This window comes from Actinomycetes bacterium (genome assembly GCA_035506535.1).
GTDB lineage: Bacteria > Actinomycetota > Actinomycetes > DATJPE01 > DATJPE01 > DATJPE01.
The window spans coordinates 34,618-51,897 of record DATJPE010000003.1 but is presented as its reverse complement, the minus strand read 5'-3'; the positions used below and the strand labels follow the sequence as shown (position 1 = coordinate 51,897).

The following is a 17,280-nucleotide window of genomic DNA, read 5'->3' as shown; positions in this document are numbered from 1 at the left end:
GCCCGACGTGGGCTTGGATGGGCGCATGGTCGACACCGTGGTCGTGGACGGGTCCGCACTCGCCGAGGCGGACGTGGTGGCGGTGGCTCGAGGCGGCGCGGGCGTCCGCCTCGCGCCGAGCGCGGTGGAGGCGCTGTCGGCGTCGCGAGCCCGGGTCGAGGCACTGGCGGTGTCCGACGTCCCGGCGTACGGGATCTCGACCGGGTTCGGGGCCCTCGCCACCCGGCACATCCCCGTCGAGAGCCGCCGGCAGCTGCAGCGCAGCCTGGTCCGCTCGCACGCCGCGAGCTCCGGGCCGGAGGTGGACCGGGAGGTCGTCCGCGGGTTGATGCTCCTGCGGCTGCGCACGCTCGCCAGCGGACGCACCGGGGTACGTCCGGGGACGGCACAGGCCCTGTGCGACCTGCTGTCCAGCGGGTTGACCCCGGTGGTCCGGACCTACGGCAGCCTGGGCTGCTCGGGCGACCTGGCCCCGCTCGCGCACGTGGCGCTGGCCCTCATGGGCGAGGGCGAGGTGCACGAGACCGACGCCACCCTCGTTCCGGCCGCGGCGGCCCTGGCCGCGCACGGCCTCGTCCCCGTCGAGCTCACCGAGAAGGAGGGGCTCGCCCTGCTCAACGGCACCGACGGCATGCTCGCCATGCTGGTGCTGGCCTGCCACGACCTCGACGCCCTGCTCAAGGTCGCCGACATCTCCGCCGCGATGAGCGTCGAGGCTTTGCTCGGCACCGACCGGGTGTTCGCGGCCGATCTGCAGGCGCTGCGGCCACACCCCGGGCAGCGCGACGCCGCGGCGAACATGCGCGCCCTGCTGGCCGGCTCGCCGATCGTGGCCAGCCATCGCGGGCCGGAGGACACCAGGGTGCAGGACGCCTACTCCCTGCGCTGCGCCCCGCAGGTGAGCGGTGCAGCCCGCGACACCCTCGCGCACGCGCGTATGGTCGCCGCCCGCGAGCTCGCCGCGGCGATCGACAACCCCGTGGTGCTGCCCGATGGCCGGGTTGAGTCCAACGGCAACTTCCACGGTGCTCCGGTCGCCTACGCGCTGGACTTCCTCGCGATCGTGGCGGCCGACGTCGCGTCGATCGCGGAGCGGCGTACCGACCGGATGCTCGACGTCGCGCGCTCCCAGGGCCTGCCGCCGTTCCTCGCCGGCGACCCGGGCGTGGACTCCGGGCACATGATCGCGCAGTACACCCAGGCCGGCATCGTCTCGGAGATGAAGCGGCTGGCCGTGCCGGCCAGCGTGGACTCCATCCCGTCCTCGGCCATGCAGGAGGACCACGTCTCGATGGGCTGGGCCGCCGGGCTCAAGCTCCGCCGGGCCGTGGACGGGCTCGCCCGCGTGCTCGCCATCGAGATCCTCTCCGCCGCTCGAGCCCTCGACCTGCGCGCACCGCTGGAGCCCGCGGCCGCGACGGGTGCGGTCCGGGCCGCGCTTCGCCGCGAGGTCGCGGGTCCGGGTCCGGACCGCCACCTGTCCCCGGAGATCGAGGCGACGGTGGCGCTCGTCATGGACGGGTCGCTGCTGGACGCCGCGGAGTCGGTGACGGGTCCCCTCGTCTGAGCCTGCGTCAGACGACCCGCTCCCCGCCGCGCCAGACCTGGTGCACGAGCGGTACGCCGGGGCGATAGGCCACGTGCGTGGCGGTAGGAGCGTCCAGCACCTGTAGGTCGGCACGGGCCCCTGGGGTGAGCCGGCCGACGTCGTCACGCCGCAACGCCCTGGCGCCGCCTTCGGTCGCCGACCAGATCGCCTCCTCGACGCTCATCCGCATCTCGCGGACCGCGAGGGCGACGCAGAGGGGCATGCTCGTCGTGTAGCTCGACCCGGGGTTGCAGTCGGTCGCCAGGGCCACGGTGGCGCCCGCATCGATCAGGGCGCGTGCGTCCGGATAGGGCGAGCGCGTGGAGAACTCCGCACCTGGGAGCAGCGTCGCGATCGTGGCGGAGCCCGCCAGCGCGTCGACGTCAGCGCGCGACAGGTGCGTGCAGTGGTCCGCGGAGACGGCCGCGACCTCCACCGCCAAAGCCACTCCCGGTCCCGGGCCGAGCTGGTTCGCATGGACCTTGGGCAGCAGCCCGCGGTCGATTCCCGCAGTCAGCACCGAGCGAGCCTGGTCGGCGTCGAAGGCGCCGCGTTCGACGAAGGCGTCCACGAACCGGGCATGGGGAGCGCACGCGTCGAGCATCGGCCCGGTGAGCAGCTCGAGGTAGGACTGGGTGTCGATGTCCGGCGGCACGACGTGCGCGCCGAGGTAGGTCGTCTCGGTCGTCACCTCGGCCGCGATCCGCACGGACCGCGCCTCGTCCTCGACCGTCAGGCCATACCCGCTCTTGCACTCGATCGTCGTCGTCCCCTGGCGCAGCGCCTCGGCGACGAGGCGGGTCAGCGTCCCTCGCAGCACGTCGTCACCGGCGGCCCGGGTCGCTGCGACGGTGGTGCGGATCCCGCCGGCGGAGTATGCCCGTCCCGCCATCCGCGCGGCGAACTCCTCGGCGCGATCCCCCGCGAAGACGAGGTGGGCGTGGCTGTCGACCCATCCCGGCAGCACGGCCCGCCCGGCCACGTCGACGCGGCGGTCCGCTGCGGGGGCGTCGCCGCTGGGACCCAGCCAGGCAACGCGGCCGTCCTCGACCACGAGCGCCGCGTCGCGGTGGACGCCGAGGATCCCCTCGCCGATGTTGGCGTCGCAGGTCACGAGCTCGCCGATGTTGGTGAACACCACGGCGAACGGGCTCGTCCCGTGGCCGAGGTCCGGGGCAGGCACGCCCGGACTGTACGCCCGCCCGGTGCGATGCCGGTGCTCAAGCGCCGGTGGTGCCGTAGCGGGTGGTGCGCACGTCGTCCGGGGGCTTCTCGTAGGAGTTGCCGCCCGGCGTCGTCCAGGTGCGCGTGCCGTCCGGCGCCGCCGTCGCCGTGAACCCGAGGAACGTCTTGAGGTGATGGGTGTGCGTGCAGTACGGCGAGAGGTTGTCGCGGTCGGTCCGCCCGCCCAGCGTCCAGTCCGTGGCGTGGTCGATCTCCCAGGGGGTGCGCGTGCAATAGGCACCGCGACACTCGGCGACCGAAGCCATGAGGTAGTCGCGCAGAGCGCGCGAGGGTCGGTACTGCTTCCGGCCCAGGTCGAGGAGCTGCCCGGTCGTTGGCTGGACGAGCAGCCGGCGCCATCTCGCGTCCACGGCGAGTGCCCGCCCGAGGTCCGCTGGGATCTCGCCGATGCCCTTGAGCACTCCGATGCCGGCACCCGGATCCTGCTGGAGGGCGAGGAGGTCGGGCAGCTCCATGATCAGGTCGAGGCGAACCTGTGGCGCGCCACGGGGGAAGCCCGCCGGGTTCCAGATGTCAGCGGGAGGAGGGTCGGCGAGCGTGGGCGCCGAGTCGGGCGGGGGTTCGGGAGGATCGCCGGTGGTTCGGGACTCGGAGCAACGGGCCAGCTCTCGCGCGCTGCGCGGCTGGCCGAGCTGGTCGGCGACGAGCCATGCGACGTCGACTGGGTCCGCAGACCCATCGGCTGACAGGTCGCTGTCCGGCGAGCAGGTTGGCGCAGCACGTTCGGCACGACCCGACGTCGGTCCCTTCCTGCGGGCCTGCGGCGTGGCGGTCGAGGTGCGCGGTGGTCGCCCAGCGCCAGAGTGCGGCGAGCTCGCGCATCCCGATCGGCTGTCTCGGCTGACCAGCCCGTGTCGCCGCCGCGTGCTGCGCACGTGCCTCGTCGCGGACGGCCTGGACAATGGGGCGGACCACGGCGGTGGGTCCGGTGAGCATCATGCGGGAGAAGCCGGTGTCGTCGTCCCAGCACGTCACGCGGGTCTCGTGCGGGATGGCCCGCTCGACCCGTTCGACGAACAGGTCCGGCCGCAGCGCACGTACGACCCGGCGGACGCTGCGGCGGAAGGACGCCGACGTCTGCGACAGGCCTCGCGGGAACACGCGTGCCTCGGCGGTTGCGCACTCCTCGTCGGAGAGCGGACCGGTGAGCTCGACGACGATGGCCGCCTTGATCGTCGGGATGCGACCTTCCGTCAGCATGGCGCGGGTGACCGGCAACCGGGTCGCGAGCGCGTCCGCCAGCAGGATGCGCGATCCGGCGTACTGCTCCGAGGAGCCCAGGGCAAGGCGGGTCAGCTCGAGCCGGACGCCATCGTCCGGGGCGGCCGTCGCCGCGGTGGCCGGCTCCGGCTGGCCCAGCGCGTGCACTCCCGCCAGGAGCAGGGAGTCGAGGTGGGCACGCTGGGCCTCGATGGCGCTCACGTACTCGACGCGGTCGTGCCCGTCGAGGAGACGAGGGTCCATGGCTGCAAGTTCGGCGAACGCGGTGACGCCGGTCGGGATGACTCCGGTCGTCTCGCGGGCGTCCAGCACCGAGCGGGCCGGCTCCACGCCGATGAACGTCAGGAACTCCTCGGGCGGATAGGCGTACGGCGCGTCGGAGAAGTCCGGCGGCCCCTGCGCGACGAGCGCCTCGAGCTCCGCTGGGGAGATCTCCTCCACCGCTTCGAACATATGTCCACACTAGCGATCGGGATCGGTGGAGTCAACCCTCATGTTGAAGAATCTCCAATGACCACAACGGTTTTCGGCGCCTCGCCCGTCGGGTGAGCGGAGGACCGAGTCCGCCCGCCTGGCTCAGACGGGTGTCGGTGTGCCGACGACGAAGGAGAGCCTGGGGTCGTAGCTCAGGGCCTCGCCCTCCCACGTGAAGTAGACCGTGATGCCGCCGATGGTGGCATCGTGCCCCGTCAGCTTCACGCCGATGACCACGTCCACTTCCTGGCCCGGTTCGACGGTGAACCCCTCGGCTCGCGCCCGGCCGGCCCACTGTCTCCGAAGGCGGGGGACCTGCAGGTCCAGCTTGGGTGGGTAGGTGTTGTCGGACCCCATCGACAGATAGCCAGTGATGGGAACCGCCCAGCTCCGAACGATCGTGCTCCCGGGGGCCTTCGACAGGCTGATCCGATCGACCCGATACGGCTCCTTCGTCCGGTTGTGGAGGATGACGACCAGAGACGCGCTGCTGGTCGCAGACGGCGGGAAGGTCCATTCCCACGACCTGTATCCGACGCGGGGCAGCGGGGGCTTGCCTGCCCGTGCGCCCCAGGGAGACCCAGCTCCTGAGGAAGCGCCAGCACAGCCGCTGAGTACCGTCGCGGCGAGCAGCCAGCAGGTGACACCTCGACGAGCTTTCGACCACATGGATCCCCCGATCCGGTTCCGCTTCGTCTCCACGCGTCGCTTTCACGCGGCACGCCGTGCAGCCGCTTGACCAGATGTCCGATTGTGACGCCTCGCCCGCGTCAGCGGGACACGACGGCCTCGATGGCTGCCTGCAGCATCGGGGCGACGTCGCCGAGGAGCACGTGGTGTCCCTCGCGGACCACGGTGCGCCCGCTCACCACCACCTCACGAACATCGGCGGCGGTCGCCGCCGCGAGCGCCACGGCCAGCGCGTCCGCGTCCGCGCCGCCGGACGTACGCACGCTCGTCAGGTCAACGGCCACGAGGTCGGCGACCGCCCCCACGGCGAGACCGCCGGCCTCCGGCCAGCCCAGGGCCGCGTGACCGCTCGCGGTCGCGATGGTGAGCAGTTCGGCTGCGCTGAAGTGGCCGCGGATGCCGGTCCGCAGCCGCTCGTACCCCTCGACCAGCCGCGTCTCCTCGAGCAGGTCGATGACCGCCTGGCTGTCGCTGCCCACGGCGAGCGGGATCCCGGCCGCTCGCATCCGCCCGAACGCGCCGATGCCGTCGGCGAGGTCACGCTCGGTGGTCGGGCACAGCCCGATGCGCGTGCCGGTCATGGCCAGCAGCTCTAGGTCGTCGTCGGTGAGGTGCGTCGCGTGCACGGCCGTGGTGCGGGGCCCCAGCACGCCGCGCTCGTGCAGCCAGGCGGTGGGGGTGGAGCCGTACGCCTGCTCGCACGCCGCGTTCTCCGCCGGCTGCTCGGAGACGTGCACATGCAGCGGGGCCTCGCGGCTGCGAGCCCACTCGGCGACCACCTCCGCGTCAGCCGCGGGCACCGCGCGCACCGAGTGGACCGCGGCACCGAGGCGCACCGACTCCCCGGCGTGGAAGCCGTCCACCCGCGCGGCCCAGGCCCCGGCCGTACCGTCGGAGAAGCGTCGCTGGACCCCCGCGAGGGGCTCGCCGAAGCCCGCGGACAGGTAGCAGGTGTCGAGCAAGGTGAGCCGGATGCCGGCCTCCGCGGCAGCGGTCGCCAGGGCGGCGGACATCGCGTTCGGGTCGGCGTACGGCTGCCCGTCGCCGTCGTGGTGCAGGTAATGGAACTCACCCACGCAGGTGATGCCCGCCAGCGCCATCTCCGCGTACGTCGCGCGGGCCAGTGCGAGCATCCGGTCGGGGTCGAGGCGCTCGGCGACGGCGTACATCCCGGTCCGCCACGTCCAGAAGGTCCCCTCGGCCGGCAACGCGCGGCCGCGAAGCGCCCGGTGGAAGGCGTGGCTGTGCACGTTCGCGAGGCCGGGCAGCACCAGCCCGCGCAGCGTGGTCGCTCCCGCGGGAGGACGCAGCACACCGGTCTCGACCGTGGTGAAGCGGCCGTCCTCGGCGCTGAGGACCACCCCGGACGCGGGTGCCTCGCCACCGAGCCAGGCGAGCTCGCACCACCACGACGTCACCGGCATGCGAGCTCCTCGAGGACGTCGGCGAGGGCCAGGACGCCGCTCACGCAGTCGCCGGGCTCCGCGTGCTCGACGGGGGAGTGGCTGACCCCCGACGGGTTGCGCACGAAGATCATCGCAGCCGGGACACCGGCCGCCGCCAGCACCCCGGCGTCGTGGCCCGCGCCGGTCGGGATGCGCGGTACGCCGCCCAGCGTGGCGGCCAGCCGCTCCCGCAGCTGCTCCGGGAACCTCGTCTCGGGCGACCACGACTCCTCGACCGGCTCGACGCCCGCCGCCGCGCCGACGCCCGTGACCACGGCCCGCACGGACGTCTCGTCCGCTCCTCGCACGTCGAGCCAGGCGCGGACCAGGCTCGGGATGGCGTTGGTGGCGTTCGGCTCGACGTGGACGCGACCGACCGTGGCGAGGGCGGCGGCGGCCTCGGCCTCCTGGCGTGCGGCCAGCACGGCGTCGGCGAGGTGCAGCATCGGGTCGTCGCGGTCGGCGAGCGCGGTGGTACCGGCGTGGTCGGCCCGCCCGGGCAGGTCCAGCCGCCAGCGCCCGTGCGGACGGATCGCGGTCGCCACCGCCACCGCCGCTCCTCGGTCCACGAGATCCCTGCCCTGCTCGACGTGCAGCTCGACGAACGCGCTCGGGGTCTGGAGCAGGTCCGCCGGGCCGGGAGGAGCGGGCAGGTCCAGCTCGGCGAGCGCGTCGGCGGCGGTGCGGCCGTCCCGGTCCCGCAGATCCCGCAGCCGAGCCGGGGGGAGCGCGCCCGACAGGAGGCGCGAACCGAGGCAGGCCAGCCCGAAGCGGGACCCTTCCTCCTCGGCGAAGACCGCCACCCCGAGCGGACGGCGGGGGGTCGCTCCGCGCTCGCGCAGCACGTCGACGGCGGCCAGCGCGGAGGTGACCCCGAGCGGGCCGTCGAAGGCCCCGCCCTGCGGAACCGAGTCGAGGTGGCTGCCGGTCACCACGCCGCCGACGGCGGGTGGTCCGGTCCGCCACCACGCGACGAGGTTGCCGTTGCCGTCGCGTTCCACCTGCAGGTCGCGCCGGCGCGCCTCGTCGAGGAACCACTCCCGGCACTCCCGCTCGGCTGTGCCGAAACCCGGGCGGTCATACCCCCCGGTACGCGCGTCGCGGCCGACCGGCGCCAGGGCCGCCAGCAGGTCCAGCACGCCCTCCGCCGCGCTCATGCTCACCCCAGGTCGGCCATCGGCACCGCGACCCCCCGGCTGCGCGCCACCTCGCGCGCCTCCTCGTAGCCGGCGTCGACATGGCGGATGACACCCATGCCCGGGTCGTTGGTCAGGACGCGGCGCACCTTCTCCCCGGCCAGCAGCGACCCGTCCGCGACGCAGACCTGGCCGGCGTGGATCGAGCGGCCGATCCCGGTCCCCCCGCCGTGGTGGATGGAGACCCACGAGGCGCCGGAGGCGACGTTGACCATGGCGTTGAGCAGCGGCCAGTCCGCGATCGCGTCCGACCCGTCGAGCATCGCCTCGGTCTCCCGGTAGGGCGAGGCGACCGACCCGCAGTCCAGGTGGTCGCGCCCGATCACGATGGGCGCGGACACCTCGCCCTTGGCGACCATGTCGTTGAACCGTTCCCCGGCCTTGTCCCGCTCGCCATAGCCGAGCCAGCAGATGCGCGCCGGCAGTCCCTGGTAGTGCACCTTCTCCCCGGCCATGCGGATCCAGCGGGACAAGGACTCGTCCGCGCCGAACATCTCGAGGACGGCGCGGTCGGTGGCGGCGATGTCCGCGGGGTCGCCCGACAGCGCTGCCCAGCGAAACGGGCCCTTGCCCTCGCAGAACAACGGGCGGATGTAGGCCGGCACGAAGCCGGGGAAGTCGAAGGCCCGGGTGTAGCCCGCGAGCTGCGCCTCGCCCCGGATGGAGTTCCCGTAGTCGAAGACCTCGGCGCCGGCATCCATGAACCCGACCATCCCCTCGACGTGGACGGCCATCGACTCGCGCGCGCGACGGGTGAGGCCCTCGGGGTCGTCGGCGCGCAGCTTCGGCCAGTCCTCGAAGGCCACGCCGATCGGCAGGTAGGCCAAGGGGTCGTGGGCGGAGGTCTGGTCGGTCACGATGTCGACCGGGGCGTCCCGCCGCAGCAGTTCCGGAACAACGTCGGCGGCGTTCCCGAGCAGGCCGACCGACAGCGGCCGGCGGTCACGGACCGCCTCCTCGCAGCGGCGAAGCGCGTCGTCGACGTCGTCGGCCGCCTCGTCGAGGTAGCCCTGCTCGATGCGTCGGTGGATCCGTGACGGGTCGCACTCGACGCACAGCGCGACGCCGTCGTTCATGGTCACGGCGAGGGGCTGAGCACCGCCCATGCCGCCCAGGCCGGCGGTGAGCGTGAGCGTCCCCGCCAGCGTGGCGTCGAAGCGCTTGCGGGCCACCGCGGCGAAGGTCTCGTACGTCCCCTGGAGGATGCCCTGGGTCCCGATGTAGATCCACGAGCCCGCGGTCATCTGGCCGTACATGGTCAGCCCGAGCGACTCCAGACGGCGGAACTCCTCCCAGGTCGCCCAGTCGGGGACGAGGTTCGAGTTCGCGATGAGCACCCGTGGCGCCCACTCGTGCGTGGTCATGATCCCGACCGGTTTGCCCGACTGGACGAGCAGGGTCTCGTCGGCGCGAAGCGCGCGGAGAGAGGCGACGATCGCGTCGAAGGCCGCCCAGCTGCGGGCGGCGCGTCCGCTCCCGCCGTAGACCACGAGCTGGTCGGGGTGCTCGGCCACCTCGGGATCGAGGTTGTTCATCAGCATGCGCAGCGCGCCCTCCTGCTGCCAGCCGAGGCAGGACAGCTCGCTGCCTCGGGGGGAACGGACGGGGCGCGCGCCGGGAATTGTGGTCACGGGTTCACCCTGCCACCACCGCGGGTCAAGCACGGCCGTCTTGGCGTCGATAAGCGACCATGGCGACGCGCCTGTCCGGTGCGCGGTCGGTCGCCGGCCGCGTCGCGTCGTCGCGTCCCCTGATCGTGGTGGCCCTCGCCGTCGCGGTGGGCGCGGGCCTCGGGTGGAGCGTGGCGAGCCTGCGGGACCGGGCCGACGACCATTGGCAGCACGTCGAGGCGATCGGCCGTGCTCAGGCGCTCGCGGACCGCGAGGTCGCGGCCGGCTGGGAGTGCGCCGCCACGCTCACGCCCACCTGCCGCGCCCAGCTGTCGGACCAGGCGGACGGGTTGGACCAGGAGGTGGCGCGGCTTGCCCGAGCCGGTGTCCACGGGGTGGCGGCGCCCCTGCGACAGCACGACCGAGCCGCGGCTGCCGCGCGCGCACAGCTCAGCGCACCCCGCGCGAGCACGCGGATCGCGGCTGCCAAGGTGCTGGCGGCCGAGGAGCCGTCGCTGTCCGACGCCCTGGACCACGTGGCCTTGGTCGAGCGCGGCCGGGCGCACACCGACTCGCGCCTCGCCGACCTCGAGTCGCTGCTGATCGTGCTTCTCGCGGCGGCCGTGGTCGTCGCCCTCAGCCGCCGCCAGTCCGCCGTGCGCGCGGCCTCCGAGGTCGCGGCCGCCGAGGAGCGCGCTCGCGGCGAGGCGAGGTTTCGCTCACTGGTCACCAACTCCAGCGATGTCGTGACCCTCACCGACGCCGACGGGGTCATCAGGTTCCAGACCCCGTCGGTGCGGCGGGTCCTCGGCTACGACCCCGAGGATGCGATCGGTCGCCACGCTCTGGAGTCCTGCCATCGAGACGACCACGACGTGGTCCGGTCGGCCCTGGCACGCACCCTGGCGGGGGAGGACCACGTGGTCAGCGTGACCCGGTGGCGCCACGCGGACGGGTCCTGGCGCTGGCTGGAGAGCGTGCGGACCAACCTCCTCGCCGACCCCGACGTCCAGGCGATCGTCGTGAACAGCAGGGACGTGACGGAGCAGCGCCGCCTCGCCGACCAGCTGGAGCACTCGGCGCTGCACGACGCCCTGACCGGGCTGCCCAACCGCGCGCTCTTCGTCGACCGGGTCGCGCAGTCGCTGCGCAAGGGGCTGCACCCGGCGGTCCTGTTCGTCGACCTGGACGACTTCAAGGCTGTCAACGAGCGCATCGGGCACGTGGCTGGGGACGCGGTGCTGCGCGAGGTGGCCGACCGGCTGGCGGTGGGAGCCGGCCCGGGCGACACCATCGCGCGCACCGGAGCGGACCACTTCGCGGTGATGCTCGAGGACGTGGCAGATGCCGGCCGGGCCGAGGAGGCCGGAGGGCGGATCCTGGCCGCGCTCTCCGCCCCGGTCACCGTTTCCGGCCACACCGTCGTGCCGGAGTCAAGCATCGGCGTCGCCGTCGCCGACGAGGACGTCCCCGACGCGGACGAGCTGTTGAGCCGAGCCGACCTCGCGCTCTCGGAAGCCAAGGCTGCCGGCAAGCGGCAGGTCGTCTGCTACGCCCACACCATGCGGGCGGCGGTCCTGGGGGCCGTCGACGCGCGGACGCGGCTGTCGCAGGCCCTGCGCCACTCCGAGATGGTGGTGCACTACCAGCCGATGGTCGAGCTCTCGACCGGCCTGGTCGTCGGGGTCGAGGCGCTGCTTCGTTGGTACGACCCGGTCCGCGGCGTCGTACCGCCCGAGGAGTTCATCCCCCTCGTCGAGTCCTCTCCCACCATCGTCGAGCTCGGGAGGTTCGCGATGACGACCGCCTGCCGGCAGCTCGCGGCCTGGCGGCGGGCGGCCGTGGTCGGGCCTCGGTTCACGGTCAGCGTCAACGTCGCCGCCCGCCAGATCGAGGCGACCGACTTCGTCGACGAGGTCGCTCGCTGCCTGCGGGAGAACGGGCTGCCGCCGGAGAACCTGACCCTCGAGGTGACCGAGGGACAGCTCGTTCGCGACGTCGACGCCTCCGCCTCGACCCTCATGCGCCTGCGTTCGCTCGGCGTCCGCGTGGCCATCGACGACTTCGGGACCGGCTACTCCTCTTTGAGCTACCTGGAGCGCCTCCCGGTGAACCTGCTGAAGATCGACCGTTCCTTCGTCTCCGGCGGTACCGACTCCGCCGACCACGACGGGTCGGTGCTGCTGCGTGGGATCGTCGAGCTCGGCCTTGCCCTGGGCCTGCAGGTGGTCGCCGAAGGCGTCGAGACCGAGGAGCAGCGCGAGACCCTTCGCGGGCTGGGATGCGTCCTGGGGCAGGGCTTCCTGTTCGCCGGTGCCTTGCCGGCCGAGGAGGTCTCGACGGTGCTGGCGCATCCGCTGGCCGCGGAACCGGCCTAGGGGTGCTTGCATGAGCCGGTGAGCACCGCGGCGCGACCGGACGGCCGCTGGATGCTCATGCATGCCTGGAGCATGGCGACCGACCCGCTGGGCTTCCTCGAGCAGACCTTCGACCGCCTCGGTGACGTGGTGGAGCTGCCCATGCCGCGCCGTCCGGTGCTGCTGATGAACGACCCCGAGGGGGTCGACCACGTGCTGCGTGCCGCTCACCGCCGCTACGGCAAGCGCACCGCCCAGTACGACGCCCTCGCACTCGTGACCGGCAACGGCCTGCTCACCACTGATGACGACGAGGCCTGGCTCGTGCACCGCCGGGCCAGCCAGCCCGCCTACCGAGCGACCCAGTCCCTCGCGGCCACCACGGCGACGGTCCTGGGCGCGGTCACCGCCGGCTGGGTCCCCGGCGAGGTGGTGGACGTCGAGGCGGCGATGAGCCACGTCTCCCTCGAGGTCGTCACCCGCACCCTGCTGGGGGCGGCCGCGGGGGAGGTCGCCTCCCTCGTCCGCGCGGTGGCCGTGGCCCTGGACCGGGTGATCGCTCGTGCGCGCAACCCCCTCGCACCCGCCCTGGGGGTGCCGACCCCGGGCAACCTGCGCCTGCGAGCCGCGATCCGCCGCCTCGACGAGGAGGCCGCGCGCCTCGTCGCGTCCTCCGGGGACGCCGGCCTGGTCCCACGGCTGCGCGAGGCGGGGCTGGACGAGCGGGCGGTCCGGGACGAGGTCGTCACCACCCTGGTGGCCGGCCACGAGACGGTGGCCAGCTCCCTCACCTGGGCGCTGTTCCTGCTGGCCCGGCACCCGGACGTGCTGACGCGGGTCGCGGACGAGACCGACCGGCTCCCCCCCGACTGCCTCACGCCCGACCAGCTGCCGTGGACGCGTCAGGTGGTCGACGAGGCGCTGCGGCTCTATCCCCCCGCGTGGGTCATCTCGCGACGGGCTCGCGTCGACGACGAGGTCTGCGGGACACCGGTGGGCGCGGGGACCCTCGTGGTGGTCTCCCCGTGGGCCCTGCACCGGCGGTCCGCGGCGTGGGTGCGGCCCGAGCAGTTCCGTCCGCAGCGCTTCGACGCGGTGCCGGCGCGCGGCACGTACCTGCCCTTCGGCGCCGGTCCGCGCCTGTGCATCGGGCGAGAGCTCGCTCTCGTGGAGTCGACCGTGGTGCTCGCCGGCATCGCGCGCCACTGGGTCCTCGAGCCGGTCTCGGCCGCCGACCCTCGCCCCCGCGCGTCCGTGACCGTCCACCCGAAGGGCGGCCTACGACTGCGGGTCAGCCCGCGCTGACGCCTGCCCGAATGCCCGTCAGACGGGAGCCACCCGCTCGGCGTGCCAGTGGCGGACGATGTCACGCACGCTCAGGATCCCGACCACCTCGCCGCCGTCCATGACCACGAGGTGACGGAACCCGCCGCGCAGCATGGCTTCCGCGGCCTGCTCGAGCGTCCAGCCGGGCGCCGCGTAGACCAGGTCGCTGGTGAGGTGCGCTCCGACCAGCTCGCGGTCGGGGTCGCCGCCGTCGGCGATGGCGTGCAGGAGGTCCCGCTCGGTGATGATGCCGGCGCCCTCCCCGTCGGGGTCGGACACGACGGCCGCGCCGACCTTTCGCGCGATCATGGACCGGCTCGCCTCGCGCAGCGTGTGCCCTGGCCCGACGGTCAGCACGACGCTGTTCATCGCTGCTCTGACGTCCGTCACGTTCCCGCCTCCCCGGTCGAGGAACTGATGAGGCACATCGTGGCGGTGCCGTGCCGCGCTGTCCATGCAAGACACGGCAGGATGGGCCCGTGCCCGCGCTCGTCGTCCTCGTGTGGGTACCGGCCGTCCTGTGGCTGGACCGAACCGCCTCGCTGAGCCAGCAGCACGGCCTCGGGCTGCTCACCTGGCTGCTCCTCGTGGCGCTGCTGCGACGAGAGACCCCGCTCGTGCGCATGCAGACCGCGGTCGTCGTGGTGTTCGCGACCGCGGTCGAGTACACCTTCGCCGGCTGGCTCGGTGTGTACGTCTACCGGCTGCACAACGTCCCCTGGTTCGTGCCGCCCGGCCACGGGCTGGTCTACCTCGGCGCGCTGGCGATCGGGCGCAGCACGTACGTGCGCGGCCACCTGCGGCCGCTCATCGGGCTGACCGCCCTGGCCGGCGGGGCGTACGCGCTCTGGGGCCTCTCGCCGCTCGCCCCGCGCCTCGACGTGCTGGGAGCGTTCTGGTACCTGTGCCTGCTCGGCTTCTTCGTGTTCGGTCGCTCCCGCGGCCTCTACGTCGGCGCGTTCGTCGTCGTGACCTACCTGGAGCTGCTGGGCACGCGGCTGGGCACCTGGGCGTGGCAGCCGCACGACCCGACCGGCCTGGTGGCCATCGGCAACCCGCCGTCCGGGGCGGCAGGCGGCTACGGCTGGTTCGACCTCGCCGCCACCCTGCTCGCCCCTGCGCTGCTGGTGCGCTGGCCGGCCCGGTTCAGCCGCCCGTCGGAGCCAGAGCCGGCCCGCCAGGACGCCGCGCCGTCGCCGGCGGCATGAGGCCGGTCGAGGGTCTCGAGGTCTTGTGGGGGTGCGAGGCTCCTCCTAGGCTCGGTTCGAGCGAGCGCTCAACCGCCGGGGACCCAGATGGCAGCCCCGACCACTCGGTCCCAGGCGACCCACATGTTCTGCGGGAAGGCTGTACGGCATGACCGAGCCCGCCCTGCGCTCACCGGCCGTCGACCTGCGGGTCCTCATCGATGTCGAGGCGAGCCGACTGCTCGGGATCAGCGGCGATGACTTCCGGCGTCGCTGGTACGCGCACGGCTACGAGGACGACCCCAGCCCGGCGGTGCGCGCCCTCGACCTGCTCATGCGCACCGGTCGGTGGCTGCCTCCTGGCGAGGCCGAGGCTCCGGCCGGCGGCTGAGACCGCCCGTCAGGAGGCCGGCCCGGCCCGCCTAGCGGCGCCGGCGGCCTCGGCGGCGTCCAGGATCACGGCGAGCCCGGTCTCGAACACCTCGGCGTCGGTGAGCCGGATCAGCTCCGAGGCGTAGCTCGCGACGTGCGGGTGACGCTGCGGATCGATGCGCGCGAGCGGACCGACCCACCGGTTGTCGTAGTCCTCCTCGGTGCCGGAGGCGGTCAGGCGGCCAGCCGCCATGGCGCTGGCGAAGGCCACGACATAGCTGGTGAACACACCGTAGAAGCGCACTGCTGACTCCTCGTCGAGCCCGGCCTCGTCGAGTGCCGCGAGGACGATCTCGATGGCGTCGCGCTCCGCCGGGCCCTGGGTGGACCGAGTGCCGACCTCGACGCCCACGCAGGGGTGAGCCGTCATCTCGGCCACCGTCGACACGCCGAGCGCGAGCAGTCGCCGGCGCCAGTCGCCCTCGCGCGCCGCCGCGGTGACCGTGACCAGCAGCTCGTCGATGAGGGCCTCGACGAGCTCGTCGCGTCCCCGGAAGTGCCGGTAGATGGCCGTGGGATCGACGCCGAGCTCGGCCCCGAGCTTGCGGAAGGAGATCGCGTCCGCCGTGCCCGTCGCGGCCAACCGCAGGGCCGCGTCGACGATCGTGCGGCGGTCCAGCTGGGCCCGCCTCGTCCGTCGTCGTGCCGCCGTGTCGGCCACGTCAGCTCCTCCTCCTGGCCCATCCGGCGTCGCTCGCCGGGAGGGGAAGCGTGCCCGCGCCCAGCGTCTTTGTCAACGATGTAGTCAACAGTGTTGACTCCTCAGGCGGGCTGACCTAACCTCACCCGACCGACATCAGCCGAGGAGGCCAGGGTCAGGGTGAACGCCGATCGTGTCTTCGTCCGTGGACGACTCTTCAGCCCCGGGCAGGTGACCTCCCACCCTGGGGCGCTCGCCGTCGCCGACGGCCGGATCCTGGCGGTCGGCACCGACGAGCAGGTCGGCGAGCTCGTCGGCCCGCGGACCGAGGTCGTCGACCTGGCCGGCGGGCTCCTCCTGCCGGGGTTCCAGGACGCCCACGTCCACCCGGTGATGGCGGGCGTGGGGATGCTGCGCTGCGACGTCCACGGCTGCGCCGACGCCGACGCGGCGCTCGCCGCCATCGCCGCCTATGCCGCCTCGAACCCGGACCTGCCGTGGATCGTCGGGTCGGGCTGGTCGATGGACCACTACCCGTCCGGTACGCCGACCCGGCAGCTGCTCGACTCGGTCGTGCCCGACCGTCCCGCCTACCTCACCAACCGCGACGGGCACGGCGCGTGGGTCAACACGGCGGCCATCGAGCGCGCCGGTCTCGGCCCGCACACACCCGATCCGGTGGACGGGCGCGTCGAGCGGGAGGCCGACGGGTTCCCCGCCGGCACCTTGCACGAGGGTGCCGCCGCCCTGGTGGCGGGCCTGCTTCCCGGTGTGACCGCCCAGGAGCAGCGTCAGGGGCTCCTCGCGGCGCAGGACCACCTGTTCTCCCTCGGCGTGACGAGCTGGCAGGACGCGGCGGTCGGGGAGGTCTTCGGCGACCAGGACATCCTGCCCGTCTATCTCGACGCGGCGAGGGACGGCGAGCTGCGGGCCCGAGTCGTCGGCGCGCTCTGGTGGGACCGCCAGCGCGGGCTCGAGCAGCTGCCTGAGCTGCTCGAGCGGCGCGGTGAGGGTCGCTACGGCCGCTTCCGGCCCACCACGGTCAAGATCATGCAGGACGGCGTCGCCGAGAACTTCACTGCCGCCATGCTCGAGCCGTACCTCGACGCATGCGGCTGCCGCACCGCGAACGCGGGCCTGAGTTTCGTCGACCCCCTCGCGCTGCGAGAGCACGTCACGGCACTGGATGCCGCGGGCTTCCAGGTGCACTTCCACGCCCTGGGCGATCGCGCGGTGCGCGAGGCGCTCGACGCGCTCGAGGCGGCGTACCGGCGCAACGGGCCGGGCGAGGGCCGCCACCACCTGGCCCACCTCCAGGTGGTGCATCCCGACGACCTCGGGCGCTTCGCCCTGCTCGACGCCGTCGCCAACATCCAGCCGCTGTGGGCGGCCCACGAGCCGCAGATGGACGAGCTCACCATCCCGTTCCTCGGCGAGCGCCGGGCCTCCTGGCAGTACCCGTTCGGCGACCTCGAACGCGCGGGGGCACGGATCGCCGCCGGCAGCGACTGGTCGGTGAGCAGCGCCGACCCGCTGGCCGGCGTGCACGTCGCGGTCAACCGGCGCACGCCGGGCGCCGGGCCGGACGCGGAGCCCCTGTACGCCCGCAACGCGCTCGACCTCGCCACCGCACTGACGGCCTACACGGCCGGCTCGGCCTGGGTGAACCACCAGGAGGAGCTGACCGGCCGGCTGCGCGAAGGCATGGACGCCGACCTCGTCGTCCTCGACCGCGACCCCTTCGCCCACCCGAGCGAGCTCATCTCCGACGCCCGGGTTCGCCAGACCTATGTCGAGGGCGCCCGAGTCTTCGCCCGCGACGACGCCCCCCTCGACCCGATCTCCTGACCGATGCGTTCGTGACCTCGA

The 17,280-nt window shown here is 73.4% G+C and carries 15 protein-coding genes; 6 read left to right on the top strand and 9 right to left on the bottom strand.

The window, feature by feature from the left end:
• Positions 1–25: 25 nt before the first annotated feature.
• Complete coding sequence (hutH, locus tag VMI11_00755; protein ID HTY70935.1) at positions 26–1,567, top strand: histidine ammonia-lyase; 1,542 nt, start codon at positions 26–28, stop codon at positions 1,565–1,567.
• Between the two features lie 7 nt (positions 1,568–1,574).
• Here hutH and hutI read toward each other — a convergent pair whose 3' ends face one another.
• The 7 genes from hutI to hutU form a co-directional block, all read right to left on the bottom strand.
• Positions 1,575–2,771, bottom strand: a complete 1,197-nt coding sequence (gene hutI, locus VMI11_00750) for an imidazolonepropionase (protein ID HTY70934.1) — start codon at positions 2,769–2,771, stop codon at positions 1,575–1,577.
• A gap of 37 nt (positions 2,772–2,808) precedes the next feature.
• Positions 2,809–3,288, bottom strand: a complete 480-nt coding sequence (locus VMI11_00745; GenBank protein HTY70933.1) for an HNH endonuclease signature motif containing protein — start codon at positions 3,286–3,288, stop codon at positions 2,809–2,811.
• 58 nt (positions 3,289–3,346) lie between these two features.
• On the bottom strand, positions 3,347–4,507 hold the full coding sequence (locus VMI11_00740; protein ID HTY70932.1) for a hypothetical protein: 1,161 nt from the start codon (positions 4,505–4,507) through the stop codon (positions 3,347–3,349).
• Between the two features lie 123 nt (positions 4,508–4,630).
• Positions 4,631–4,885 carry a hypothetical protein gene (locus tag VMI11_00735; protein HTY70931.1) on the bottom strand — a complete coding sequence of 85 codons (255 nt, stop codon included), beginning with the start codon at positions 4,883–4,885 and terminating at the stop codon, positions 4,631–4,633.
• A gap of 413 nt (positions 4,886–5,298) precedes the next feature.
• Positions 5,299–6,642 (bottom strand): formimidoylglutamate deiminase, encoded by a 1,344-nt coding sequence (locus VMI11_00730; GenBank protein ID HTY70930.1) that lies wholly within the window; start codon positions 6,640–6,642, stop codon positions 5,299–5,301.
• The gene (locus VMI11_00725; GenBank protein HTY70929.1) at positions 6,633–7,820 is read right to left on the bottom strand and encodes an allantoate amidohydrolase; all 1,188 of its coding nucleotides are present in this window, start codon (positions 7,818–7,820) and stop codon (positions 6,633–6,635) included. The genes VMI11_00730 and VMI11_00725 overlap by 10 nt, the downstream gene beginning before the upstream one ends.
• A gap of 2 nt (positions 7,821–7,822) precedes the next feature.
• Positions 7,823–9,481 carry a urocanate hydratase gene (hutU, locus tag VMI11_00720; GenBank protein ID HTY70928.1) on the bottom strand — a complete coding sequence of 553 codons (1,659 nt, stop codon included), beginning with the start codon at positions 9,479–9,481 and terminating at the stop codon, positions 7,823–7,825.
• Positions 9,482–9,549: 68 nt separating this feature from the next.
• Between hutU and VMI11_00715 the strand changes: the two genes are divergently transcribed.
• Together VMI11_00715 and VMI11_00710 are read left to right on the top strand one after the other, a co-directional pair.
• A complete protein-coding gene (locus VMI11_00715) occupies positions 9,550–11,847 on the top strand; it encodes an EAL domain-containing protein (GenBank protein HTY70927.1) in 2,298 nt (765 codons plus the stop codon).
• An 18-nt stretch (positions 11,848–11,865) separates the two neighbouring features.
• Positions 11,866–13,131 (top strand): cytochrome P450, encoded by a 1,266-nt coding sequence (locus tag VMI11_00710; protein HTY70926.1) that lies wholly within the window; start codon positions 11,866–11,868, stop codon positions 13,129–13,131.
• Positions 13,132–13,149: 18 nt separating this feature from the next.
• On the opposite strand, the gene VMI11_00705 is transcribed toward VMI11_00710, so the two are convergent.
• Positions 13,150–13,521 (bottom strand): CBS domain-containing protein, encoded by a 372-nt coding sequence (locus tag VMI11_00705; GenBank protein HTY70925.1) that lies wholly within the window; start codon positions 13,519–13,521, stop codon positions 13,150–13,152.
• Between the two features lie 110 nt (positions 13,522–13,631).
• On the opposite strand from VMI11_00705, the gene VMI11_00700 reads away from it, so the two are divergent.
• Together VMI11_00700 and VMI11_00695 are read left to right on the top strand one after the other, a co-directional pair.
• Positions 13,632–14,360 carry a hypothetical protein gene (locus VMI11_00700; GenBank protein ID HTY70924.1) on the top strand — a complete coding sequence of 243 codons (729 nt, stop codon included), beginning with the start codon at positions 13,632–13,634 and terminating at the stop codon, positions 14,358–14,360.
• Between the two features lie 148 nt (positions 14,361–14,508).
• Complete coding sequence (locus tag VMI11_00695) at positions 14,509–14,730, top strand: hypothetical protein (GenBank protein ID HTY70923.1); 222 nt, start codon at positions 14,509–14,511, stop codon at positions 14,728–14,730.
• 9 nt (positions 14,731–14,739) lie between these two features.
• On the opposite strand, the gene VMI11_00690 is transcribed toward VMI11_00695, so the two are convergent.
• Entirely contained in the window at positions 14,740–15,432 is a 693-nt protein-coding gene (locus VMI11_00690; protein HTY70922.1) for a TetR/AcrR family transcriptional regulator, read from the bottom strand.
• A 159-nt stretch (positions 15,433–15,591) separates the two neighbouring features.
• Here VMI11_00690 and VMI11_00685 point away from each other — a divergent pair, with 159 nt between their 5' ends.
• Positions 15,592–17,259: an amidohydrolase gene (locus VMI11_00685; GenBank protein HTY70921.1), complete on the top strand. Its 1,668-nt coding sequence runs from the start codon at positions 15,592–15,594 to the stop codon at positions 17,257–17,259.
• Positions 17,260–17,280 lie beyond the last annotated feature (21 nt).